20 protein-coding genes are annotated in these 21,517 nt (G+C 46.6%); 8 read left to right on the forward strand and 12 right to left on the reverse strand.

What is annotated here, in order from left to right:
• Nucleotides 1-55 precede the first annotated feature (55 nt).
• Nucleotides 56-1,705 carry a methyl-accepting chemotaxis protein gene (locus N7387_RS16950; RefSeq protein ID WP_279800395.1) on the reverse strand — a complete coding sequence of 550 codons (1,650 nt, stop codon included), beginning with the start codon at nt 1,703-1,705 and terminating at the stop codon, nt 56-58.
• A 635-nt stretch (nt 1,706-2,340) separates the two neighbouring features.
• Here N7387_RS16950 and N7387_RS16955 point away from each other — a divergent pair.
• Together N7387_RS16955 and N7387_RS16960 are read left to right on the forward strand one after the other, a co-directional pair.
• Nucleotides 2,341-2,544 (forward strand): hypothetical protein, encoded by a 204-nt coding sequence (locus N7387_RS16955; RefSeq protein ID WP_262862861.1) that lies wholly within the window; start codon nt 2,341-2,343, stop codon nt 2,542-2,544.
• A gap of 180 nt (nt 2,545-2,724) precedes the next feature.
• A complete protein-coding gene (locus N7387_RS16960) occupies nt 2,725-3,210 on the forward strand; it encodes a polymer-forming cytoskeletal protein (RefSeq protein ID WP_262867990.1) in 486 nt (161 codons plus the stop codon).
• A 79-nt stretch (nt 3,211-3,289) separates the two neighbouring features.
• Here N7387_RS16960 and flgL read toward each other — a convergent pair whose 3' ends face one another.
• The 11 genes from flgL to flgB all read right to left on the reverse strand — a co-directional run bounded on the left by flgL (nt 3,290) and on the right by flgB (nt 13,160).
• Complete coding sequence (gene flgL, locus N7387_RS16965) at nt 3,290-4,210, reverse strand: flagellar hook-associated protein FlgL (RefSeq protein ID WP_279800397.1); 921 nt, start codon at nt 4,208-4,210, stop codon at nt 3,290-3,292.
• 27 nt (nt 4,211-4,237) lie between these two features.
• Entirely contained in the window at nt 4,238-5,872 is a 1,635-nt protein-coding gene (flgK, locus tag N7387_RS16970) for a flagellar hook-associated protein FlgK (protein WP_279800399.1), read from the reverse strand.
• Between the two features lie 80 nt (nt 5,873-5,952).
• Nucleotides 5,953-6,897 (reverse strand): flagellar assembly peptidoglycan hydrolase FlgJ, encoded by a 945-nt coding sequence (gene flgJ, locus N7387_RS16975; protein ID WP_279800401.1) that lies wholly within the window; start codon nt 6,895-6,897, stop codon nt 5,953-5,955.
• Nucleotides 6,897-7,988: a flagellar basal body P-ring protein FlgI gene (locus N7387_RS16980; protein ID WP_051583020.1), complete on the reverse strand. Its 1,092-nt coding sequence runs from the start codon at nt 7,986-7,988 to the stop codon at nt 6,897-6,899. The genes flgJ and N7387_RS16980 overlap by 1 nt, the downstream gene beginning before the upstream one ends.
• A gap of 38 nt (nt 7,989-8,026) precedes the next feature.
• The gene (locus N7387_RS16985; RefSeq protein ID WP_025152307.1) at nt 8,027-8,722 is read right to left on the reverse strand and encodes a flagellar basal body L-ring protein FlgH; all 696 of its coding nucleotides are present in this window, start codon (nt 8,720-8,722) and stop codon (nt 8,027-8,029) included.
• A 106-nt stretch (nt 8,723-8,828) separates the two neighbouring features.
• Nucleotides 8,829-9,611, reverse strand: coding sequence for a flagellar basal-body rod protein FlgG (gene flgG, locus N7387_RS16990; protein ID WP_025152306.1), 783 nt, complete (start codon nt 9,609-9,611; stop codon nt 8,829-8,831).
• 23 nt (nt 9,612-9,634) lie between these two features.
• Nucleotides 9,635-10,378: a flagellar basal body rod protein FlgF gene (locus N7387_RS16995; RefSeq protein ID WP_025152305.1), complete on the reverse strand. Its 744-nt coding sequence runs from the start codon at nt 10,376-10,378 to the stop codon at nt 9,635-9,637.
• An 8-nt stretch (nt 10,379-10,386) separates the two neighbouring features.
• Complete coding sequence (gene flgE / locus N7387_RS17000) at nt 10,387-11,598, reverse strand: flagellar hook protein FlgE (RefSeq protein WP_262860387.1); 1,212 nt, start codon at nt 11,596-11,598, stop codon at nt 10,387-10,389.
• A 42-nt stretch (nt 11,599-11,640) separates the two neighbouring features.
• A complete protein-coding gene (locus N7387_RS17005; protein WP_262860386.1) occupies nt 11,641-12,315 on the reverse strand; it encodes a flagellar hook capping FlgD N-terminal domain-containing protein in 675 nt (224 codons plus the stop codon).
• A gap of 19 nt (nt 12,316-12,334) precedes the next feature.
• Entirely contained in the window at nt 12,335-12,739 is a 405-nt protein-coding gene (flgC, locus tag N7387_RS17010) for a flagellar basal body rod protein FlgC (RefSeq protein WP_025152302.1), read from the reverse strand.
• A 4-nt stretch (nt 12,740-12,743) separates the two neighbouring features.
• Complete coding sequence (gene flgB, locus N7387_RS17015) at nt 12,744-13,160, reverse strand: flagellar basal body rod protein FlgB (RefSeq protein ID WP_262860385.1); 417 nt, start codon at nt 13,158-13,160, stop codon at nt 12,744-12,746.
• 255 nt (nt 13,161-13,415) lie between these two features.
• Here flgB and flgA point away from each other — a divergent pair, with 255 nt between their 5' ends.
• The 6 genes from flgA (at nt 13,416) to N7387_RS17045 (ending at nt 21,253) form a co-directional block, all read left to right on the forward strand.
• Nucleotides 13,416-14,114: a flagellar basal body P-ring formation chaperone FlgA gene (gene flgA / locus N7387_RS17020; RefSeq protein ID WP_025152300.1), complete on the forward strand. Its 699-nt coding sequence runs from the start codon at nt 13,416-13,418 to the stop codon at nt 14,112-14,114.
• 66 nt (nt 14,115-14,180) lie between these two features.
• The gene (gene flgM, locus N7387_RS17025; protein ID WP_262860383.1) at nt 14,181-14,486 is read left to right on the forward strand and encodes a flagellar biosynthesis anti-sigma factor FlgM; all 306 of its coding nucleotides are present in this window, start codon (nt 14,181-14,183) and stop codon (nt 14,484-14,486) included.
• A 12-nt stretch (nt 14,487-14,498) separates the two neighbouring features.
• Nucleotides 14,499-14,942: a flagellar export chaperone FlgN gene (gene flgN, locus N7387_RS17030; RefSeq protein ID WP_279800403.1), complete on the forward strand. Its 444-nt coding sequence runs from the start codon at nt 14,499-14,501 to the stop codon at nt 14,940-14,942.
• A gap of 214 nt (nt 14,943-15,156) precedes the next feature.
• Nucleotides 15,157-16,554, forward strand: a complete 1,398-nt coding sequence (locus tag N7387_RS17035) for an SrfA family protein (RefSeq protein ID WP_279800404.1) — start codon at nt 15,157-15,159, stop codon at nt 16,552-16,554.
• A 5-nt stretch (nt 16,555-16,559) separates the two neighbouring features.
• Nucleotides 16,560-19,472 (forward strand): virulence factor SrfB, encoded by a 2,913-nt coding sequence (locus N7387_RS17040; RefSeq protein WP_262883132.1) that lies wholly within the window; start codon nt 16,560-16,562, stop codon nt 19,470-19,472.
• On the forward strand, nt 19,472-21,253 hold the full coding sequence (locus N7387_RS17045; RefSeq protein WP_279800406.1) for a virulence factor SrfC family protein: 1,782 nt from the start codon (nt 19,472-19,474) through the stop codon (nt 21,251-21,253). The genes N7387_RS17040 and N7387_RS17045 overlap by 1 nt, the downstream gene beginning before the upstream one ends.
• Nucleotides 21,254-21,517 lie beyond the last annotated feature (264 nt).

Below are 21,517 nucleotides of genomic sequence, written 5' to 3' on the forward strand. Positions count from 1 at the left end.
AATCCGGTAACACTCAGACGTTATTCATGCCATTAAATCCGGCATTGCAGGGTCATTAAAATGTTTCCCAGTCATCGTCTGAGCTGTCTGTTTTTTTCTTCACTACAGGTGACGGCACCGGTATATTTTTACTGCTGTGATTCCGGAGATTCAGAGCGGATGCCTGAATGTTAAACACCGCTACCGCCTGAGTTAACCGGCTCGCCTGCTCTTCAAGTGATCCGGCAGCCGCTGCGGATTGCTCTACCAACGCCGCATTCTGCTGAGTCACTCTGTCCATCTCAACAACCGCCACACCAACCTGATCAATACCACGGCTCTGCTCATCAGACGCTGAAGCAATCTCACCCATAATATCGGTCACCCGGGTGACAGCACTGACGATTTCACCCATGGTTTCACCGGCACGTTCAACCAGAACGGATCCGGCATCAACTTTACTGACGGAATCCTCAATCAGGCTCTTGATCTCACGGGCCGCCTGCGCGCTGCGCTGGGCCAGATTACGCACCTCACCGGCCACGACAGCAAATCCGCGGCCCTGCTCGCCGGCACGGGCGGCTTCCACCGCCGCATTCAGTGCCAGAATGTTGGTCTGGAACGCGATACCATCGATCACGCTGATGATATCAGCAATTTTTTGTGAGCTGCCGCCGATATCACGCATCGTATCGACCACATCGTCCACAACCTTGCCACCGCGCTGAGCGGTATCAGAGGCCGTCTGAGCCAGATTACTGGCCTGACGGGCATTTTCCGCATTCTGACGTACCGTTGCCGTTAATTCTTCCATACTGGCTGCGGTTTCCTCAAGGGATGCCGCCTGCTGTTCAGTACGGGCCGACAGGTCGTTATTACCGGCAGAGATTTCACTTGCACCGTTGTAAATCGCATTAGCACCATCACGGACATCACTGACCGTATTTGCAAGTTCAACCTGCATATGACGTAATGCATCACCTAACTGCCCGATTTCATTCTTCCCGGTAACATCAATCGTTCTGACCAGATCGCCTTTGGCAATATACTGAATACTTTCAACAATACGGTTTAATGGTGAAATCAGTATCCGGCGGATACCTAACCATACTAAGCTGATAATAATAAATACACTGACAATAATGGCCAGAAGTATCCATATAGAACGGTTATATTCTATTGTATTCTCTTCAACGACTTTATTATAAAGAACACTGTTTAACTGCATATAATCATTATATTGATTTTCAAACGCATCCTGGAAATCCTGCGTCGGCTGAGCAATATATTCATCTATTTTCTCAGCGCGTAAAAAATTCACCAAACTACGCTGAGCGCCAAGGTATTTACTATATTCTTCTTCAAGGTATTTTGAATTATCATTTTCCAGTGTTGTCGGTAATGATTTAAACAGCGCCCACTGTTTTTCAGCATCTGCCATTGATTTTTCAGCAGAACTGATAAACTCCAGTGATTCCGGTGTTATTTTATCATTATTACGCAGCAGCCGTGATGATGCCCGGCTCAGTTCCATTCTGGATTTTAATAAATCAATCCAGACATCACCAAGGGCATCTGAACGTGCTTTTAAGTTATTAATCATGGTGAATTTTTCATTGTCATTCTTTACAGTCTGTAAGAAAAATCCACCGGAGACTAATTGCAACATACAAAAAATACCCAAAACAAGCAGTATGCTTGTCAGAATTCTTATTCTACTTAACATTTTTACCCTTTACCTCTATAGTAATTAAACAATTAAAATTTTCATTTTAAAATAAAGCAGCCATCCATTACGCGTTATTTTACAGCCAAACTTTTTTAAAAATATAAAACCACAAATCTAATTTTAATTACCGCAATTAAACCAAAAATTCAGAAATATAATTAATTTTAAAACCAGGAAACAACCAAATAAATCATGAAGCTATCGCCTTATAACCATAATATAAGGATGGTTATTCTTATTAATCACCAACCTTACTATTACTATCAAAACCGTCATCTTATTAACAGATAGGAGGCCAAAACCATATAAATCTAAGTGATTCAGAAAGATAGCCTCTTGCCACTCACACTTGTCACACTGACACTATCGGGAATTACACAAAAAAATATATTTAAAATAACGGAATAATGTCGTTTCATTATTGATATTTAATTACTACCAATAAAATTATTTTATAAAATCAAATCACTACTAAGATTTTTCTTAACCGTAGTATATTACATCACAGTAAAATCCTAATCGTTTATAAACGCTCAAAAATGCCTGTTTATATTAAACTAACATATCGTTATTTGGTTGGTTAATACTCTACCGATGTTTATAATATAAATATTGCAGAGGAGGATATTGACATGAGTTACAAAGCTGATCTAAAAGAAATGATGACAGAAATGCAGGAAATTATACATAACTATGTCGGGAACAATGCCAAAACAAAAATATCTGTAAATGAAAACAGGTTATCTATAAGCATTGGTATTGAAGGTGTTTCCGATATAGATATATCAATATCAAAAAATAAACCATCGGAAACACATGACACCAGAAAACAATAATGGTGGATCATCAATGATAGTGGTCCGTATTTTATGAAAAACGTTTGTCTTACCTCTGTTTGGATTCTCTGGCTTTACTTCCTGTACTCTGCGGTAACAAAAAATACCTTATGGCCTGTGCTTTTAATTTGCACTGTAATTTTGTCTGTAATAATCATTATATATAACCGGAAAAAAAACATGTTCAAGAATAAAAAAAATGTGAAACCTCAGGAAAAAAACGATCTGCAAAAAAAATCCAGTGCCATCAATGATAGTACAGATAATATCAATCTTCAGTCCGGTGATGCATCTCTGGTGCAGGAAGAAAAGCAAAAGGCACAGGAAGAACGACAAGTTACTGTTATAAGTAAAAAAACAAGTTTAACCGGTGATATTGAGTTTAACGGTGATCTGCAAATATGCGGAAAGGTAAAAGGACAGATCAAATCAACCTCAGGCACTGTCAGTATTATGCGTTCCGGGTTAGTTGAGGGTGATGTCTTTGCTGAAACCGTATTAATTGACGGATCGCTTGTCGGTTCCTGTAATGCCAAACAATTAGATATTCTTGAACATGGTGAATTAAAAGGAATTTGCCGTGTATCTAACCTGGCTATCCGCAAAGGTGGTTCGTTTATCGGACAATCTGAAGAATACGATGAAAAGAACGCAATAAAATCGTAATCGCAGGATAAAAAAAGGGCGGAATATCTATTCCGCCCTTTCGTATGTATGCCGGCAAATTATATAAAAAAGATCACTATCACATCATACTAAACAATGATGTATTCTTCATGGACTGAAAAACTAACATCGATGTCTGAAGCGCCAGCTCAGCCATTACCACCTGAGTCGGCATCTTCATAATTGAATCAGGATCAGCACCAATTGTTTCCGAATAACTGGTTTCAACCTGAATTTTGGTCAGATCAGAACTGAATCCCATCTGTTCCAGTTGTTGTAAATTAGTACCAACCTCAGCCTGTACCTTACCCAGGTTATCAATGCATTTATTGATTGAACGGTTTGTATCGTCAAGCACATCCCGTAATGCTTCACGATCCGCATCCGTTTCAATAGGTTGTCTTAATGCAGTAATCGCATTATCCAGTGCAACGAACAGGTCATCACCGGTTCCGCTCATAAAAACGTCGCTGCCGGTATGACCAATCTGCATTTCTGCACTGTCACCGACCTTCTGGGTCATCGCTTTATCACCGCCGACATAAGTACCATCCGGTAAAAATGGCGGAGAATCAGAATTATACCCACCAAAAATATAGTGGCCATTACTGTTCTTGCTGTTACCCAAATCCACCAGGCTATCACGGATACCTTCCAGCTCGACGGCTAATGCCTCACGGTCTGCATCTGAATAGGTATCGTTACCTGCCTGAACTATTTTTTCGGTCAGATTTTTGGTCAGAAGATTTGTAATCGAACTCAGTGCATTATCTTCATAACCTAATGCATCCTGGGCAAACATCCTTGCTGTACCGTACTGATTTATATCGGATAACGCATTCTGATAAACAATCGCCTGAGAAGCAGCGCCCGGGTCATCTGACGGTCTCAGCAGAGTTTGTAAAGCCGAGAACCGTTCAGCAATATACTGCCTGTTAACTTCCGCATTACTCATGCTGTTAACATTAGACTGATACATATAACTGGTACTAAGACGCATAATTAAACCTCTTGCTATCTCTGCTGATTAGCGAATGCTCAAAATCGTATCAAAAATCGTCACTGCCGTTTGCAGAACCTGGGCGTTGGCCTGGTAATACTCAGTGAACATCATTAAGTTCATATATTCTTCATTCATGTTAACCCCGGAAACGGATTGTTTCTGGAGTTCCCATTCATTTAAGACTTTCACAGACGTGTCCAGATTACCCTGAAGTCCTTTGGTCGTACTGCCGACGGAACTCACCATGCTGGCATAGGCTTCCGTAAACGTGGCATTACCGACCATTTTTTTATCTTTTAACGCCAGTAACTCCAGCAGGTTTTCATTATTGCTGCTTTCCGCGGTATCCGGTGAGCTTGACGCTGCAATGCCGTCACCATCGGTAAGTGCAACCGTGAGGCTGCCGGCAACACCGGAAACCGGATTCATGATAAAGCTGTCACCTTCCTCCGGGGTACCATTCGGTGTTACTGATATGCCTTCAAATAACAGTTCACCATTCGGCCCCACATCAGGGGTAATGCTGCGACCGTCACTGGTCTTAACCTGCCAGTCCGTGCCGTCAAAGGTCAGGTTGTATTCAACGGCATTAACTTCACTGATATTGGTGTACGCAATATCTAACGTTGTATCACTTTGATTATTCCGGTTAGCCAGTGCAACAGGATCAGAAATATTAAAAATATCCCCGCCCGGTCTACCCTCTGCGTCATAACCCTGAGCATTCACCGTATTGAACTCATTTGCCATCTGCAATGCCAGCTGGTTCAGTTCATTACGGGCAGTCACCAAATCATTATTACGGAACTCAAATAATCCGCCGAGCTTGCCGCCGGTGAATTTCTGTTCATCCAGCAACAATGCATTGCCTGATGCATCAATATAGGCAACTTCAGTAATATTCGGATTCGACGGTGATGGTCTGGCTTCCAGCGCGTAGGCTTTATCACCATTAACTAATGACAGACCATTGGCCAGTGTAACGTCAACCCGCCCTGTCTGCGGATTTTCATTGACTCTGATATCAACCTGACTACTCAGTTTATCCAGTAACAGATCCCGCCGATCTAATAAATCCGCCGGTAATGTACCCGTCTGACCATATACTTTGTCGATTTCTTTATTGACGTCAGCGAGTTGCTGAGCATAACTGTTAATATCATCAACTGATTGGCTAATCTGAGTATTCGTACTTTTTTCCAGGCCATCCAGTGTGTTACTGTCAGTCCGGAACTTGTAGCTGATTGAATTAAACTGAGCATAGGTTTCCTGACGTGCCGCAGGATCCGAAGGATTGCTGCTCATCTTTTGCATTGACTCAAAGATGCCGCCAAAAGCATTAGAGATATTGTTAGATAGATCGCCGAACATATTATCTATCTGGCTGACATTTTGATAACGTGAATACAGTGAGTTGAACTCAGAACTTGAATTTCGCACCTGATTGTTCAGGAACCCATTATAGGCACGCTGTACACCATCAACCTGAACACCGTATCCGAAAAAACCATAACTCGTCGTTTTACCGCCCGCCTCGCCCAGCATGATCATCTGACGGCTATAACCCGGCGTCAAAGCATTATTCATGTTATTACCAATGACATTTAACCCTGCCTGTGCAGAATTCAGCCCGCTGCGGGCCAGGTACATGAGATTCATTATTCACCTGCTTATGACAAATTTATTGAGTCTGATATTAAAAATATCGGCGAATTAAAAAATGACTAAACCTTTCCGGATTAAAATAATTCAAAAGCATCATTTTTATAGGCACTGATAGCCTGACCCGTGCTGTTTTTAACCTGCTGAATAATATTAATCAGCTTGCCGGAGTAATGCGGATCCGTTGCATATCCGCCGGATTGCAACGCTTTTGCCGCTATTTCAGGTGATGGGGCACTGACCACATGTTTATAACGCGGATTCTTACTCAATAAAGACGTATAATCAGATAACGCCGCAGCATAAGACGGATATACCCGGAACTCGGCTTTTACTTTCTGTTTTACACCACCGATATATTCTGTTGTGGTGATTTCTGTCCTTTCACCTTTCCAGTTCGGGGTCGCTTTGATACCAAATAAATTATGACTCGGTTTTCCGTCTTTGGTCACAATCTCTTTTCCGCCCCATCCGGATTCCAGTGCAGCCTGAGCAATAATCAGCTGGTGATGGATGCCGCTTTTTCTTTCCGCTTCAATCGCCGGTGCCAGCATTCTGGAAATAAAGCTGCCTGCCGGGCTCCCTTCCGATAACCGCGCCATCGCTGCTTTAGCCTGAGGCAGAACCTGTTCCGCACCGGCCATCAGTGCATTTCCGACTGTCCGTGACAGGCGGCCGGGCAGCTCAACGTGATTACCGCCGGTCAGCTGTTCACTGCTGACCTTTTCACCGGTAAGTTGCGACACAATCAGATCAGCAAGCCCCAGTTTGCCGGTCGCGGCAATTTCCTGGGAGATTTGCTGATCGTACATCGATGTAAACATATTGGACTGAGGGCTATCCAGAAGTCCGCCTTTGAACGAGGCATCCCGCATACTTTTCAGCATCATCTGGACAAACAGCCCTTCCATCTGATTAGCAACGGCCCTGACACCCTCTGAAGAGTCACTTTTGACCGAGGCTTTTAATGTATCCAGAGAACGTAAATCAAATACAGCGTCCCGGTTCAGTAACTCATTCATCAGTTTATCTCCAGTCGTGCCCGCAGACACCCTGCACTTTTCATTGATTGCAGGATAGACATCAGATCATTCGGTGTGGCTCCCAGGCTGTTAAGCGTCCGGATCACATTATTCAAATCAGCACTAGTATTGATCCGGTGAAGGGCGCCGCCTTTATCCGTCAGTGAAACCTGTGTTTCCTGTGTTACGACAGTCTGTCCGCCGCCAAACGGGGTATCCGGCTGACTGACCTGATTCGTTCTCGAGACCTCAACAGAGAGATCGCCCTGCGCCACCGCACAGGATTCCAGCGTGACGTGTCTGTTCATGACAACAGAGCCGGTTCGTGAATTGACGATAACCAGTGCATCCCCGGCATCCACTCTCACCGGCAGGTTCTGAATTTCCGCCAGGAAACGAACCCGGGCAGCGCTGTCCATCGGCGCATGCAGTAAAATACTCCGGGCATTTTCCGGTGTCGCCGCTGCGCTGTACCGGCGGTTAATCACATCACTGATTGCCTGCGCAACAGTAAAGTTTTCCTGATTCAGCTGTAACTTAAGTACCCGCTGATTGGCAAAATCCATCGGCACTTCACGTTCGACGGTCGCACCATCACTGATACGGGCACCGTTAAGCTGATTAACCTGGACACGGGAACCGCCGCCTTGTGCCGACGCACCGGACATCAGCAGGTTTCCCTGAGCAAGGGCGTACACCTGATTATCCGCCCCTTTTAACGGGGTCATTAACAGTGTTCCGCCGCGTAAGCTCTTGGCGTTCCCCATCGAGGAAACCACCACATCTATTTTTTCCCCGGGACGGGCAAACGGCGGTAAGTCCGCCGTTACCATCACCGCAGCCACATTTTTAAGCTGCATATTGGTCCCCGGCGGAACCGTGATCCCCAGCTGGGATAACATGTTATTCAGACTCTGCGTCGTAAATGGCGTCTGCATCGTCTGGTCACCGGTACCATCGAGCCCGACGACCAGTCCGTATCCCATCAGCGAGTTGCTCCGGACACCTTCGATCGTCGTTAAATCACGGATTCGCTCGGCATAAACGGAGTGTGAAAAAGTCAGCGTACTTAATACGCACAACATTCCCATCCAATACCTTAAAAATATATTTTTCATGATTCACTTAATCAGAATGGAGAAATATTGAGGAATAAACGCTGCAGCCATCCCATTTGCTGCGCCTCGTTGATGTAGCCGTTACCTACGTATTCAATACGTGCATCAGAGACCTGCGTTGACACCACAGTGTTACTGCCGCTGATAGTACGGGGGTTAACCACACCGGAAAAACGAATAAACTCAGTCCCCTGATTGATGGCTATCTGTTTTTCCCCCACCACACTCAGGTTACCGTTATCCAGCACCTGCCGGACCGTTACTGTAATCGTACCGCTGAAGGTATTTTTCGCTGCTGCACCACCTTTTCCGGCGAAATTACTGTCTCCGCTGATGGCCGTGTTCGCACGGTCGCCACCAAAAACACCCTGCAGCATATGAGGCGTCGCATCAAAAGACAGCCCCGTTGAACCGTCACGGGAAGCACCGGCAGAAGAACTTTTGCTGGCACTGACATTTTCCTGCAACAGGATAGTCAGCGTATCCCCGATGTTACGCGGGCGGCGATCTTCAAACATCGGCTGATAACCATAATTCATCATCTGCCCTGTCTGGAAAATAGAGCCGTTGGCGGCGACGGGTGAAGCCTGCTGCGGTGTGGCGGTCGTCGTTCCGGTCACCAGCGGTGTGTGCGGAAACTGCACACAGGCAGTCAGCAACAGTGGTAATGTCAGCGGGAGGATGCGGCGGGAAAGTGACTTATTCATCACGTTTTTTATCTGCCTGTCCGGCCGGGCGAAAAACAAAGTAGTTGTCATATTTTTCACTATAAGAAAGACAGTGACGGGCCATTGACATGACCCGTCACTGAAATCAAAGCTGTGCCAGACGTTGCAGCATCTGATCCGAAGTGGAAACAGCTTTACTGTTTATTTCATAAGCGCGTTGCGTCTGAATCATGCTCACCAGTTCTTCAGCAACATTGACATTGGAGGTTTCCACATAACGTTGTTTCAGCATACCTGCCCCGTTTAAGCCCGGTGTGGACTCATTCGGTGCGCCGGAAGACTGAGTTTCGAGATAGAGGTTACCGCCCATGCTTTCCAGGCCGGTATCATTAATAAACGTAGCCAGCGTTAACTGTCCGATTTGCTGTGATCCGGTTTGTCCGTTAACCGTGATACTGACGGTACCGTCATTACCGACCGTCAGTTGTTTCACATCCTGCGGGATCATGATAGCCGGCTGAACAGGATAACCATTCGACGTCACTAACTGACCATTCTGATCCGGCTGGAAAGAACCATCACGGGTATACGCCGTTGTTCCGTCCGGTAACAGCACCTGAAAGAATCCTTTTCCTTCAATTGCCAGATCCAGCGGATTATTGGTCTGCACCAGGCTGCCCTGAGTATGCAGACGCTCCGTGGCAACCGGACGAACACCGGTACCAATCTGCAGACCGGACGGGATCGTTGTCTGCTCAGAAGACTGAGCCCCCGGCTGACGCAGTGTCTGATACAGTAAATCTTCAAATACCGCGCGCTGACGTTTAAATCCGTTGGTACTGACGTTTGCCAGGTTATTGGAGATAACATCCATGTTCGTTTGCTGCGCTTCCAAACCTGTTTTTGCTATCCATAAAGAACGAATCATATTCCTGCTTCCTCTTCCTGTGACTAGCCGGCACTTAACAGCTGGTTAGCACTTTTGGCATTACTGTCAGCACTGGTGATCACTTTCATGTGCATATCGAAACTTCTGGCCGTGGCAATCATATCGACCATCGATTTAACCGGGCTGACGTTACTTCCCTCGAGCATTTCCGGCATCAGCTGTGCTTCCTGGTCAGCCGGTAACGGAGGTGCATCCGCAATTCCTGAGCGGAACAGGCCGTCATCGCCTCTGACCAGTGTCTGCACAGGGGCATTGACCAGTTTGATTCGTCCGACCTGAGCCAGTGCTGACGGTTCATCCCCTGCACCCTGTGCCGTGATGGTACCGTCAGAACCGATAGTCAGTGTTGATTGCGGCGGAACAGTCAGAGGACCGCCGTCCCCCATCAGAGGACGTCCGCGCACCAGTAATTGCCCTTCACTGTCAATTTCAATATTCCCGTTGCGGGTATATCCTTCCCCGCCGTCCGGCAGTTCAACCGCCAGCCAGATATCCTGAGGCAGTGCAACATCCAGTGCGCGCCCGGTCATATTGACAGGCCCCATTGCCGAACTGGACCCGGGGGTTGATTCAACAACCAGTGTCCGCGTTTCAACAGTCGGGCCGATAACAGGCACTGCACGATAGGCAGAAATCTGCTCCCGGAAACCGGTTGTTGATGCGTTAGCAAGGTTATTACTGGTAACAGCCTGACGATTAAGGGCGGCATTCGCGCCGCCCAGAGCTGTATAAATGACGTTATCCATAATTTATGTCAGCTTATGTTGACCAGTGTCTGTAACAGCTCAGACTGCGTCCGGATAGTCTGGGAGTTAGACTGGTAGTTACGCTGGAAAACAATCATGTTGACCATTTCCTGGCTGAGATCGACGTTGGATGCCTCAAGGCGTTGCCCGTAGAGCTTACCCAGATTTCCGGTCCCTGAAATACCGGTTGTCGGCTGACCGGATGACGGTGTTTCACTCCAGCAGTTATTACCTTCCGGCGTCAGTCCGCCCGGGTTGGTAAAGTTGCTCAGCAGAATCTGTCCCACGGTCTGACGCTGACCATTGCTGTAAGAGGCAATCACTTCACCGTTTTCACCGATAATGAAGCCGTTCATCTCACCCGGCGCATAACCTGTCGTGCTCGGGCTTTTCATTGAGGTGTCCGACGCCTGCTGGGTCATCCCGGTCAGATCCAGCTCAAAATCCAGCGCCTCCGCACCATTGTACGGATCACCTTTGACGCCCAGTTTAACCGGCGTCGTTAACTGGCCTGATGTATCGAATTCAAGGGTTGTTTCCTGCCAGGCCGGGTTAGTTGTCGGTGATGTGGTGTCCATAGAATAGGCTTTCCACTCGTTATCACCGGTCTTAACGTAATAAACGTTAATCGTATGTTTATTTCCCAGGCTGTCATACGCATCGACCTGGCTGACCGAGTTGTAACTGTTGCCATCTTCAGGATCAAACGGGTTCGTTGTCTGGTCGATAGCTTCCGTTCCGGAGGAGAGGTTTCCGTTCATTTTACCGGCGTCAGACGCACGCGGCGGCATATTGCCGTTCGGGATCTGAATAGGTTCAATAGCGGCACCCTGCTCAATGGTCGGTGGCGTACCGGTTGCCTGATAACCGGTCAGGTACATACCCTGGTTATTAATAATGTAGCCATCTTCATTCTGTTTGAACTGGCCGTTACGGCTGTAAAATACTTTACCGCCGCCATCAACCAGACGGAAAAAGCCATCGCCCTGAATACCCATATCCAGCTGACTCATTCCCATGCTCAGCACACCATCGCTGAAATTCTGGTTTACACCGGCAACCTGAACACCCATACCGATCTGTGAGCCTGCGAAAACATCCGCAAACGCGATAGAACCTGATTTAAAACCAACCGTCTGTGAGTTGGCGATGTTGTTACCAACAACATCCAGAGCCTGGGACGCGGCATTTAATCCACTGAGACCTTGTGAAAAACTCATATTTAATATATTCCTGAGGGGTTAATAACTGCGGTCCGGCCGTTACTGAACCTGATAAATCTCACCGAGCATAACGGTGCCGTTTAAGCCATTGAGATGTAAAACAGCCACACCGCTTTTTATGTCAACGCTTTCCACTTCAGCCGATTTTAATCCGACGATATCCGGTGCATCACCGCTGGCCGTTGTCGCCGAATACGTGACAGTGAACGGTCCGCCTTCCGGTTCTGCCGGCTGGAAGTTGGTCACATCGTCCATGGTGTAGGTATTGATACCTTTCTTCACATCCTGAATTTCACCAACATACGCATTGCCCTGATCATCGGTGAAGGTAACTTTGACTTTTTCAACATCACTGTTGATAGAAAATGCCAGCTCCGGATTTCCGTCTTCCGTGATGGTTACCACCGTATCGCCCTCAACGAGAACAGTACGGCCTATCCAGTTAACCGCATTATTCTGATGCATACTGAACACCACACCCGTATTCATGGCGACTGTGCTATTCAGTTTTTCGATACCGGCGGCGGTCTGGAACTGTGCCAGCTGAGAGGTCAGCTGGTTGTTATCCATCGGGTTAGTCGGATCCTGGTTTTGCATTTGTGCCACCAGGAGCGTCATAAAATTGCTTAATAAGTCATCAGCGGCGCTGACCTGATTTACTGCGCTGTAAGAGTCATCAGTGGTCGAATTTTGTGTTACGGGTGATACAGACATGTCAATTTCCTTACTGGCCTTACTGGCCTAACATCAATGTTTTCAGCATGAGTGTTTTTGCCGTATTCATAACTTCAACGTTTGCCTGATAACTGCTTGACGCTGAAAGGGTATTCACCATTTCACCCACGACATCAACATTCGGCATACGGACATAACCACTGTCATCTGCAAACGGATTTGACGGGTCATAAATCAGGCGGAATGGCGCATCACTTTCAATCACATCGGAGACCTGAACGCCGCCGATCTCTGTTCCGATGGACGGATTCACCTGAAAAACAACCTGTTTTGCCCGGTACGGCTGACCATCCGGTCCGGCAACACTATCGGCATTCGCCATATTGCTGGCACTGACATTCAGGCGCTTTGATTGTGCCGACATCGCGGAACCGGAAATATCAAAAATACTAAACAATGACATATAATTAACCCTGGCTGATAACCGTCATCATGCCTTTTAATTGTGAGCCGAGGATGGTTAAACTTGTCTGATATTTCACTGTATTATCAGCGAAATTGACACGTTCACGATCCATATCAACGGTATTACCGTCTGCACTTGGCTGATCAGGTACCCGGTAAAGTAACTGGCTGTTTTCCAGTACGGAAGATGCACCCGGAATATGTTTTCCGGATGTCATTGCTAATTTAACATTGCCCATTTTCCCCACACCGAGACGATCATTCGCCTCCTTCAGTTGTTGAGAAAAATCAATATCTCGTGCAAGATATCCGGGCGTATCTGCGTTAGCTATATTCGCAGCAATAATATCCTGACGCTGTGAAAGCAGCTGTAACGCCTCATGCTGGAAACGTAGTTCATTATCAAATTTATCTAGCATTACCACACCCGGACAATATATTTTTCAGTTCAATTTATATTCTCATTTTATGAGAGAACAGGATAAATCTAAACTTTGAAAACCTGACAAAAGCTGAAGCTTTTATCTTTTTAAAATGTATGTAAATCTATTTACGAAACATTAAACACGCTAATTGCCGTCAGTTATGACGCTATTATCGCGCTATGGTTATAAGATATTTAATATACAATATCCGGATATGTATATTGTTTGATTTAACTCATTGAGGTCAGTGTGGACTTTAGATTCATCCGTTATTTTCTCTTACTGACGATTACGTTCAGCCTGCCTGCATTCCCGGCATCTGAGCCGTCTGCGGTACTGGAAAAAAACATTCAGACACTGATTGGCGGGGAACTGCAGAAAAACACCGTACCGGATGATGACCTCAGAATTAAAATTCTTTCTTCAGGAAAACAGCTGGAGAGCCTTTGCGATAACCCTGCTCTTTCACTCAGCGGGCAAAACAGCAAAGTCACCGGAAACCGGACCGTACTGGCCCGGTGCGGGAAAAAAAATCATTACATCCGGATCAATGTGTCGGTCACCGGAACATACTGGGTTGCCGGACAGGCATTGTTACCCGGTGAAGCCATCACCGCGGCACAGCTGGAACTCCGCACAGGGAGCCTGGACGGGTTGCCTGCGGATATCATTACTGATCCGCAGCAGATAACCGATAAGATCCCCACCCGTTTAATCAAATCCGGGCAGCCGGTTACTGCCGGTTCACTGAGAAAAACATGGTCTGTACTGACGGGCGATGAAATCAGTGTCGTTGCTTCCGGTAATGGATTTCAGGTAACAACTGTCGGAAAATCAATGGATAATGGTGCTTTAGGTGACACTGTACGCTTCCGTACCCGTTCAGGCCAGATTCTCACCGGAAAAGTCACCGGAAAGAAAAAAGTCACAATAAATATGCAAAACTGACTTCAGTTCTTTTTGTGTCATGCCGATATAATAAGTAACCGACTAAAGAAATCGTTAGGGTGGAAAATGAAAATTGCCGTTGAACGCCTGGAACAAGTTAACCATCTTGCTGCGACTCAGCAGGATCCGTCAGCTCGTAACAAAGCCGCTGTATCAGAACAGAATGCATCTGATAAAAATAAAGATGCCTCGTTACAGGTTACTCTGAGTAAAAGAATCAGTAATATTAATACTGACACCACTCATGACGTTAATCTGGAAAATGTAAATAAAATTAAAATGCAGATCAGCGAAGGTAAATACCTGATCGATACTGATGAAATAGCACAACAGCTGGTTGGTGATATTTTTAATCTTTCTAAAACTTATTGATAATTTATTTTTATGGAAAAACTACGGCACACATTACTTAAATTACAAGAACTGCTGAACCAGATGGACAGTTTACTGGTAGAAGAAATTAAACAGCTTAGTTCTGTCAGAATAAATCCGATCGCACTTCAGCCTATTTCAGATAATAAAAGCCGGATTCTTTCTGCTATCAATTTTTATGATAACCAGAGAAAACAATTAGAGAAACAAGGTCAGTTCGCTGCACCTTATGATAACTCACCAAAGTTAGCTAATCTCTGGTCATCCATTGTATCTCAGACCAAAAACGCCAATGAATTAAATCAAAAGAGTTACGTGTTATTGGAACTTCATATGCAGAAAATGCAGGAGTTTACAAAAATGGTTCAGGATCTCGAGAAAAAAAATACAATGTACGCATCGAGCGGGAAAGCTGAGCAGAAAAACACCGGGCAAATGTATAATATATCCATCTGATTTAATTAAAATCAGAGGCCGGTAAATCACGTTTTTTGTTCAGATAATTTTATCAATGAACGGTTCTTCTGTTTGTGCCAATTACAATCACGATTAGTGACGGCAATTTCGTGCACTTTTAGCACTATCATATAGTCTTATTTCCGCTATAAAAGACGGTAAAATAACGCATCTCAGCGTTTCCTTTTTATCGTCAATAACGGAATAATATCACGTGGTAAAACCTTTTCTCCGCAGCGGCCAACGCAGCGATTATTTGCCGTTAGGTGAAAACGGCCAAACAGTCTTTGATTCCGCGTTGCAAATACGAGAAGCCCTGCGTTTACAGGGCTTTCATGATGCAGCCAATTGTCTGGCAATACCGCAATGCCACAGTGACAGTGACCGTATTGACTGGTATGCCCCCCGTCACGGAACACTGACATCATGGACGCATATCAGCCATCCGCAGCGTTTACACCTCATCAGCTATTTACAGGAACGCCACGCCGAACTGGACGCTTTCCGGCTGCGTTGCGGCAGTGCGGAGAATATTTCCCTCAGACTCTTTGCGTCATTACTCAAACATGTTCTGCAATTTCCGGGTGTCCAGCATATCTGGTTGCTGGATGATAAACCGGTCATTGAATTCTGGGGATTTTCTTCACTTCCTCTGCATTCGGATGCCCGTATGCTCGATATTATTCTGCGGGAAGAGGAAGAGCGCCAGCAGCAGCTGACACTGTCAGCAGAGCAGGCGGAACAGAGTGAACTGAGTGATGATCAGACCGCAGACGAACATCCCGGTGAACCGGATTCTGAAGAATCACCTCCGCTCGTTGTCAGCTTGTCGCAGACTAGTAACGTACCGGATGAAGAACCCGTAAAAACGGCAGAACCAGAAACCCGTAAAAAACGCAGGTTCCCGGTTAAATATGCCGTGCTGGCCGTCCTGCTTATCGCGGGAGCCACTGTATTATCGCTGCCGGTGTTTTATACACCGTCAGAGAATAAAAACAGCGGGACAGAACTCCGCCCGGCAGAGCCGGAACAGCAGACAGAACAACCGGAAAAAGCGCCTCAGCCTCTCCTTTCTGAGGTGATAGAAAGTACATTATCAACCGTGATGAAAACCATTTCGTCTGCAAAACCGGTCGTTGTGACCGCTCCGGCAGCGCCGGAACCGGAAGCATTACCGCCTGAACCGGCTGCACCTGAGATCCTCCCGGCAGAACCGGTACAGGATAAAGATACCCTGGTCCTTTTCCCCAATTCAGTCAGAGCCGGCTCGGTTAAATTTCTGAACGGTAACTGGCAGGCTGTTTTCTTTGGTGAAACCGCGAAACCGGAGACTTACCCTTCTGTGCGTCTGCAGATAATGAATGGTAAAGGTCATATACACCTTAATGACGGAAATAAGTCATGCCAGGCCCCTGTTTCTGCCGGCCTGCTGCCTTCCGGGACACTGTCCGTAAAAAGCCGCACACTGCGGGCACGGTGCAATGATGGTTCCCAGCAAACTATTCCGGATATCAGTTGCAAGCAGGGCACCGATTCCGTCGCAATTTGTCAGGCGAAATGGTCCGATAACGAGTCATCTCAGCTTACATTCAAAAAAATTATGGATAAATAATAACGATGTTAACCGACCTTATTCATTATAAACCCGATGTAACGCTGATCCGCGACAGTGGCATCCAGTTTCTCGATTTTGGCCTGTATTTGCCGGAAAACTCAGATAAAAAAGGCTATTTTGTCCGCCAGACCGCCAACGGCCCGCTCCTGCATCTTCATCACGATGAAAATGACGGAACATTTACTATCCCGTCATCACAGGGCGAAACGGCAGAGCGTGTCAGACCGGAAAGTGCCATTCTGCTGGCTGATTCACTCTCGGTATCCGAAGGTCAGTGGCTGCCTGTTCCCTGGCTCAGAGGCAAGACCGGGAATACATCCGCATCCGGTCCTGATAACTGGTCACGCATTCAGATAAACCGGCTTAACGAGCCGGACGCCGCCGGAAATAACATCCGGATAAGCATTGCGTTTGATACCCGCACACTTCATGAAAATGATGCCGACCCGCTTCTCGCCCCGGTTCAGTCTGATATCGATAACGGTATCCGTTTTTCATTCGTACGGGAAAATGATGATATCGCCGCATTCCTTGATAATACGTGGATTGACGGCTGGCTGCGTGAAGTCTTTCTGAGCTATGTTCAGCAGCATGAAGATCGTACTGAACAGGAAGTCGCATCGGCACTGAAATTATTTGAATATCAGGCTCATTATCTGAACATTCTTCATATGATGGCAGATCACCTTGCTTTGCCTGATGTTCTGTTAAGCAGCGGAACACTGTATACCCCGGCCATTCCGGTTGATCTGATTCTGGATGTCGGCAGTACTCATACCTGCGGCATGCTGGCAGAAGATCATCAACAGGAAAATGATGGTTTCCGTCAGTGTGAAGAGCTGCGTTTGCGCTCACTCAGTCAGCCGTATCTTATCAGTGATACGCTTTTTTCCAGCAGACTTGAGTTTAATGAAGCGCAGTTTGGTAAATCGCATTTTTCTCTCGAAAGCGGTCGTGAAAATGCATTTCAGTGGCCATCGATTGTCCGTCTGGGGGATGAGGCAAAACAGTTAATGCATCAGCGCGCCGGCAGTGAGGGATACAGCGGTATCTCGAGTCCGCGCCGCTATTTATGGGATTCAGCGCCGGTCAGTCAGCCATGGCGTTTCAGCGGTCGCCGGAAAGAAGCGCCGGCTATTGCCGCGCCGTCCATGCTGCTGATGAATGATGAAGGGATCCCCCTGCATACCCTGACGCCGGAGGTACGGTTACCGGTATTTACCCCGCGTTACAGCCGGGCCTCTCTGATGACATTAATGCTCAGTGAGCTGATCTCACAGGCATTAGTGCAAATGAATAATGTGGCAGCACGTCAGAAAAAAGGGCACCGGAACGCCCCGAGACAGTTACGTCATATCATTCTGACACTGCCGTCCGCAATGCCGTATGAAGAACAAAAGCATTTCCATAAGTATATGAGTGATGCCATCTCGCTGGTCTGGAAAAGCCTGTCATGGCATCCGCAGGATGCCGGATTCACCCTGCAGGAAGACAAAGCGAAGAGTTTATATCCTGTTCCCTCATTCTCATTTAACTGGGATGAAGCGTCCTGCAGTCAGTTAGTCTGGATATATAACGAAAGCCGCCGCTATGGCGGGAAAATTGATAAATTGTTCGGACTGCTCGGCCGCCCGGATCGCCGGTATGACAACGGGGAAATCAAAGGCAAATCATTACGTATCGCTGCAATTGATATCGGCGGCGGAACAACGGATCTGGCGATAACCCGTTATGACCTCGACACCCAATTAAGCAGTAACATAAAAATCACACCGCGGCTGCTGTTCCGTGAGGGATTTAAATGTGCCGGGGATGATCTTCTGCTTGATATTATCCGCCGTGAAATTCTGCCTGCATTTGAAAAAGCCATCGCACAGGCCGGGGTCAGTAACAGCAGGAGCGTCATGCAACAGCTGTTTCAGGCTCAGGGACGATTTGATGATCAGGGCACATTACGCCAGCAGGTCTCATTACAGCTGATCATACCGCTCGGCCATGCATTACTGAATGCGTGGGAACACGGTCGCACCGTTAATACCACATTCGGTGAATTGCTGGCGACATTACCGTCACCACACGTACTGGCATATATTGAAGAGACGGTAAGGTTATCCGGAGGGACATTAAATGTTCTGAATATTCCTCTGTACAGCGATCCTGAATCACTCAATCATGCCGCATTAACCGGTCAGCTTTCTCTTACCGGCGTGCTGAAATCGTTATGTGAAATCATTGAATATTACCGCTGTGATGTCCTTTTAATTTCAGGACAACCCGGCAGCCTTCCCGGAATACAAACGTATTTCCGCCGCCGCCAGCCGGTACCGTCGGTACGCATCATCATGATGCAGAATTATCCGTTGCACAGTGATTTTCCGTTCTGCCCGAAAAAAGGCGGTGAAAACGGTAAAATTACCGCCCTGCTCGGCGCCACGATTTTTCATCTTGCAACAGATCTCCGTCTTCCCGGATTCAATATCACACCCGGGAATATCACGTCAGATTCGACTCTCCGCTATATGGGGGTGCTCGATGAAAATAATTTACTCAGTAATGAAAACATCTGTTATCAGCAAAACGATGACGGCAGTTTTCCGCAAGTCATCGATATTCCGATCCGCGGAAATATCCGGCTGGGGTTCCGGCAGGCAGATAACCCTGAATGGCCTGCGACACCGTTATATCAGCTGACCATCTCAGATCCGAATCTGGCGAGAGAGCTTGCCGGGGGCGAAATTCTGCATGTCCGTTTGTTACGGGAAGCCGGTCATGACGTATTTACACTGAAAGACGCAACACTTCAGAGCGGAAAATCAATCACACCGGAATGTTTACGTTTATCGCTGCATACACTGACAGACAGTAATACAGCCAACCGGGAATACTGGATCGACAGCGGAAACTTATTTCAATAATGATGACTAAATTCAATACATTAATTAACCGGATACAGACTCTCCGTCCGGATAATATCTGGCTGAATAATGAAGCCGATATCCTTATCGATCGTTTACTGCGATACAAACTGAGCCTCAGTCATTCAGAAACGGTACCGGTCACTCAGGATCATATCCTTCGCAGTCCCACACCGGTACCTTTCTCTGATGAGCTGATTGCGCATGTGGCAAATGATCATCAGTGCATTAATATTATGCTGGATAATATAACGCTGGATTATCAGGCAGATATATTGCCTAATCTCAGAAATACCTCTCTGGCTGTGAGGTTTACAGATTCACAGCCACAGTGTTACGGTCCTTATACACTGACATTTCTGCTGATGAGCCCTGCAGAGAAGGCCTGCCAGCTGATCACCCGTTATCCCGCCGCGATACAGGAAGAGACTCTCCGGTATAAAATCACAGAGCTGGAAGAGCGTAAATTACAAAAAGCGCAGGAGATTCTCGATCCTGCTGAGTTTTTATCCGTTATCAGTCTCCGGGAAAAATGCCAGCCCGCCTCTCTGCCGCTTTCTGCCGCCCTGATACTCCGGATAAGTGAACTCGTTCCGTTTCTCAGCAAACATGATCTGACCGACTTACTGTCATTTTTCTGGGGCGGCGATCTGTCGGCCACGACTGAGTGGCTCCGGTATCTGCAGGCTAAAAATACGGTGAAAAATGCCCGTCAGGTTATTGCGCCGTCAAGAACCGTTATTTCATCCGGTCTGATGTCAGATCCGTTAACCACAGGAGAATATCCGGCCTGTTTTGATGATATTCCGCTGTGCCCGCTGGCTGACGGCGTTCCGTTATCTGTCGTGCCATTATCACGCCAGAGCCTGTTTGAGATAAGCCGGGAAATCACACTGACTGTTGCCCGCTCTTCACGCCGGGATACCGTGATTATTCCGGATGATCCTTTCTTCACGTTCAGTGATTTTTATCAGCAGCGTGATGATACTGATCTCCTGCTGCAACAGGAAAATGACGCATCACAGCTTTGCTCACACCTGGCTTTTCTGTTCCGTAATACACCGTTCAGTGAACATGACATTCATGCACTTATCCGGACATTACAAACCCGTTCTGATCGCCATGGTGAATTACTGGATGGCCTGATGATTGATGAAACGTTACTGGGCGCATTAACCTATACCTCATCACAGGATGAATCATCCGTGTTTCCGGGTACCATTTATTTCCCGGATGAAGAACCGGCAGCCGGTAAAAATAAGTCCGGCGGTTTTGCGGCCAAGGCCTGGCAGTTATGGGTTAACCATATCCGGAAAAAAGGCTTCAGCAAAACACTGAGAAAACGCAGCGGGCTGACAGACAACGAGCTCAGCATGCTCTGCCAGATTTTGATTCAGGCCGGTTATCAGGCAAATTTACAGGATCACCTGGCACAGACACTGGAAGGATTGGAAAATAATGCCGTTGCCGGCGTTTGCTGTGCAGCCCGGGTACTTAATGAGTTTGTCGCCTGGCTTGGCTACAGTGTTGTCCATCCGGATGAACGTCCTCAGAGTAAAATGAATCCGGGAGCGCCGCTTTTTACGCCTTCATCCGCTGCCGCCGGTGACCCTGCTTTCTTTTCTTCAGACAATACCGTTTCCGGTAATACGATCTGGTTAGGGGACTGGCTTATCGCCCTGTCACACAGAGCGGCAGAACTGCCGGAAGGATACGGATTAACAACAGCACAGCGCAGAGAAATGAACAAAATATTACCCAAAAACCTCAAAGAAAATTAAAGTGTCCGGTTACAAACAGAAATAACATAAAAAAACGGGTAAATGAGAAGTGGCTCATTTACCCGTCAGGAAGACTGATCCGGCCGGTTCATTCGTGTTTTATATAAACAAACACATTACTTTGGTGATGAAAATAATTCAGTAATCTGTTATCTCAGTTGTCAATTGAGCAAAAACAAAACAACAATGTGTTTATTTTTGCAATTAACCACTTTATGACTAGCTAATTACGATATTATATTACACCCTGATTGACATTCATTT

The organism is Morganella sp. GD04133, assembly GCF_029835375.1.
GTDB lineage: Bacteria > Pseudomonadota > Gammaproteobacteria > Enterobacterales > Enterobacteriaceae > Morganella > Morganella morganii_B.

Bases quoted from the DNA above. Each gene is read 5' to 3' on its own strand.
- flgG (WP_025152306.1), bottom strand. From the start codon at position 9,611: ATGATTCGTTCTTTATGGATAGCAAAAACAGGTTTGGAAGCGCAGCAA.
- N7387_RS17040 (WP_262883132.1), top strand. From the start codon at position 16,560: ATGTTAACCGACCTTATTCATTATAAACCCGATGTAACGCTGATCCGC.
- flgC (WP_025152302.1), bottom strand. From the start codon at position 12,739: ATGTCATTGTTTAGTATTTTTGATATTTCCGGTTCCGCGATGTCGGCA.
- N7387_RS17005 (WP_262860386.1), bottom strand. From the start codon at position 12,315: ATGTCTGTATCACCCGTAACACAAAATTCGACCACTGATGACTCTTAC.
- N7387_RS17045 (WP_279800406.1), top strand. From the start codon at position 19,472: ATGATGACTAAATTCAATACATTAATTAACCGGATACAGACTCTCCGT.
- flgB (WP_262860385.1), bottom strand. From the start codon at position 13,160: ATGCTAGATAAATTTGATAATGAACTACGTTTCCAGCATGAGGCGTTA.
- N7387_RS16985 (WP_025152307.1), bottom strand. From the start codon at position 8,722: ATGAATAAGTCACTTTCCCGCCGCATCCTCCCGCTGACATTACCACTG.
- flgM (WP_262860383.1), top strand. From the start codon at position 14,181: ATGAAAATTGCCGTTGAACGCCTGGAACAAGTTAACCATCTTGCTGCG.
- flgE (WP_262860387.1), bottom strand. From the start codon at position 11,598: ATGAGTTTTTCACAAGGTCTCAGTGGATTAAATGCCGCGTCCCAGGCT.
- N7387_RS16955 (WP_262862861.1), top strand. From the start codon at position 2,341: ATGAGTTACAAAGCTGATCTAAAAGAAATGATGACAGAAATGCAGGAA.
- flgN (WP_279800403.1), top strand. From the start codon at position 14,499: ATGGAAAAACTACGGCACACATTACTTAAATTACAAGAACTGCTGAAC.
- N7387_RS16960 (WP_262867990.1), top strand. From the start codon at position 2,725: ATGTTCAAGAATAAAAAAAATGTGAAACCTCAGGAAAAAAACGATCTG.
- N7387_RS16980 (WP_051583020.1), bottom strand. From the start codon at position 7,988: ATGGGAATGTTGTGCGTATTAAGTACGCTGACTTTTTCACACTCCGTT.
- flgJ (WP_279800401.1), bottom strand. From the start codon at position 6,897: ATGAATGAGTTACTGAACCGGGACGCTGTATTTGATTTACGTTCTCTG.
- flgL (WP_279800397.1), bottom strand. From the start codon at position 4,210: ATGCGTCTTAGTACCAGTTATATGTATCAGTCTAATGTTAACAGCATG.
- N7387_RS16950 (WP_279800395.1), bottom strand. From the start codon at position 1,705: ATGTTAAGTAGAATAAGAATTCTGACAAGCATACTGCTTGTTTTGGGT.
- N7387_RS16995 (WP_025152305.1), bottom strand. From the start codon at position 10,378: ATGGATAACGTCATTTATACAGCTCTGGGCGGCGCGAATGCCGCCCTT.
- flgK (WP_279800399.1), bottom strand. From the start codon at position 5,872: ATGAATCTCATGTACCTGGCCCGCAGCGGGCTGAATTCTGCACAGGCA.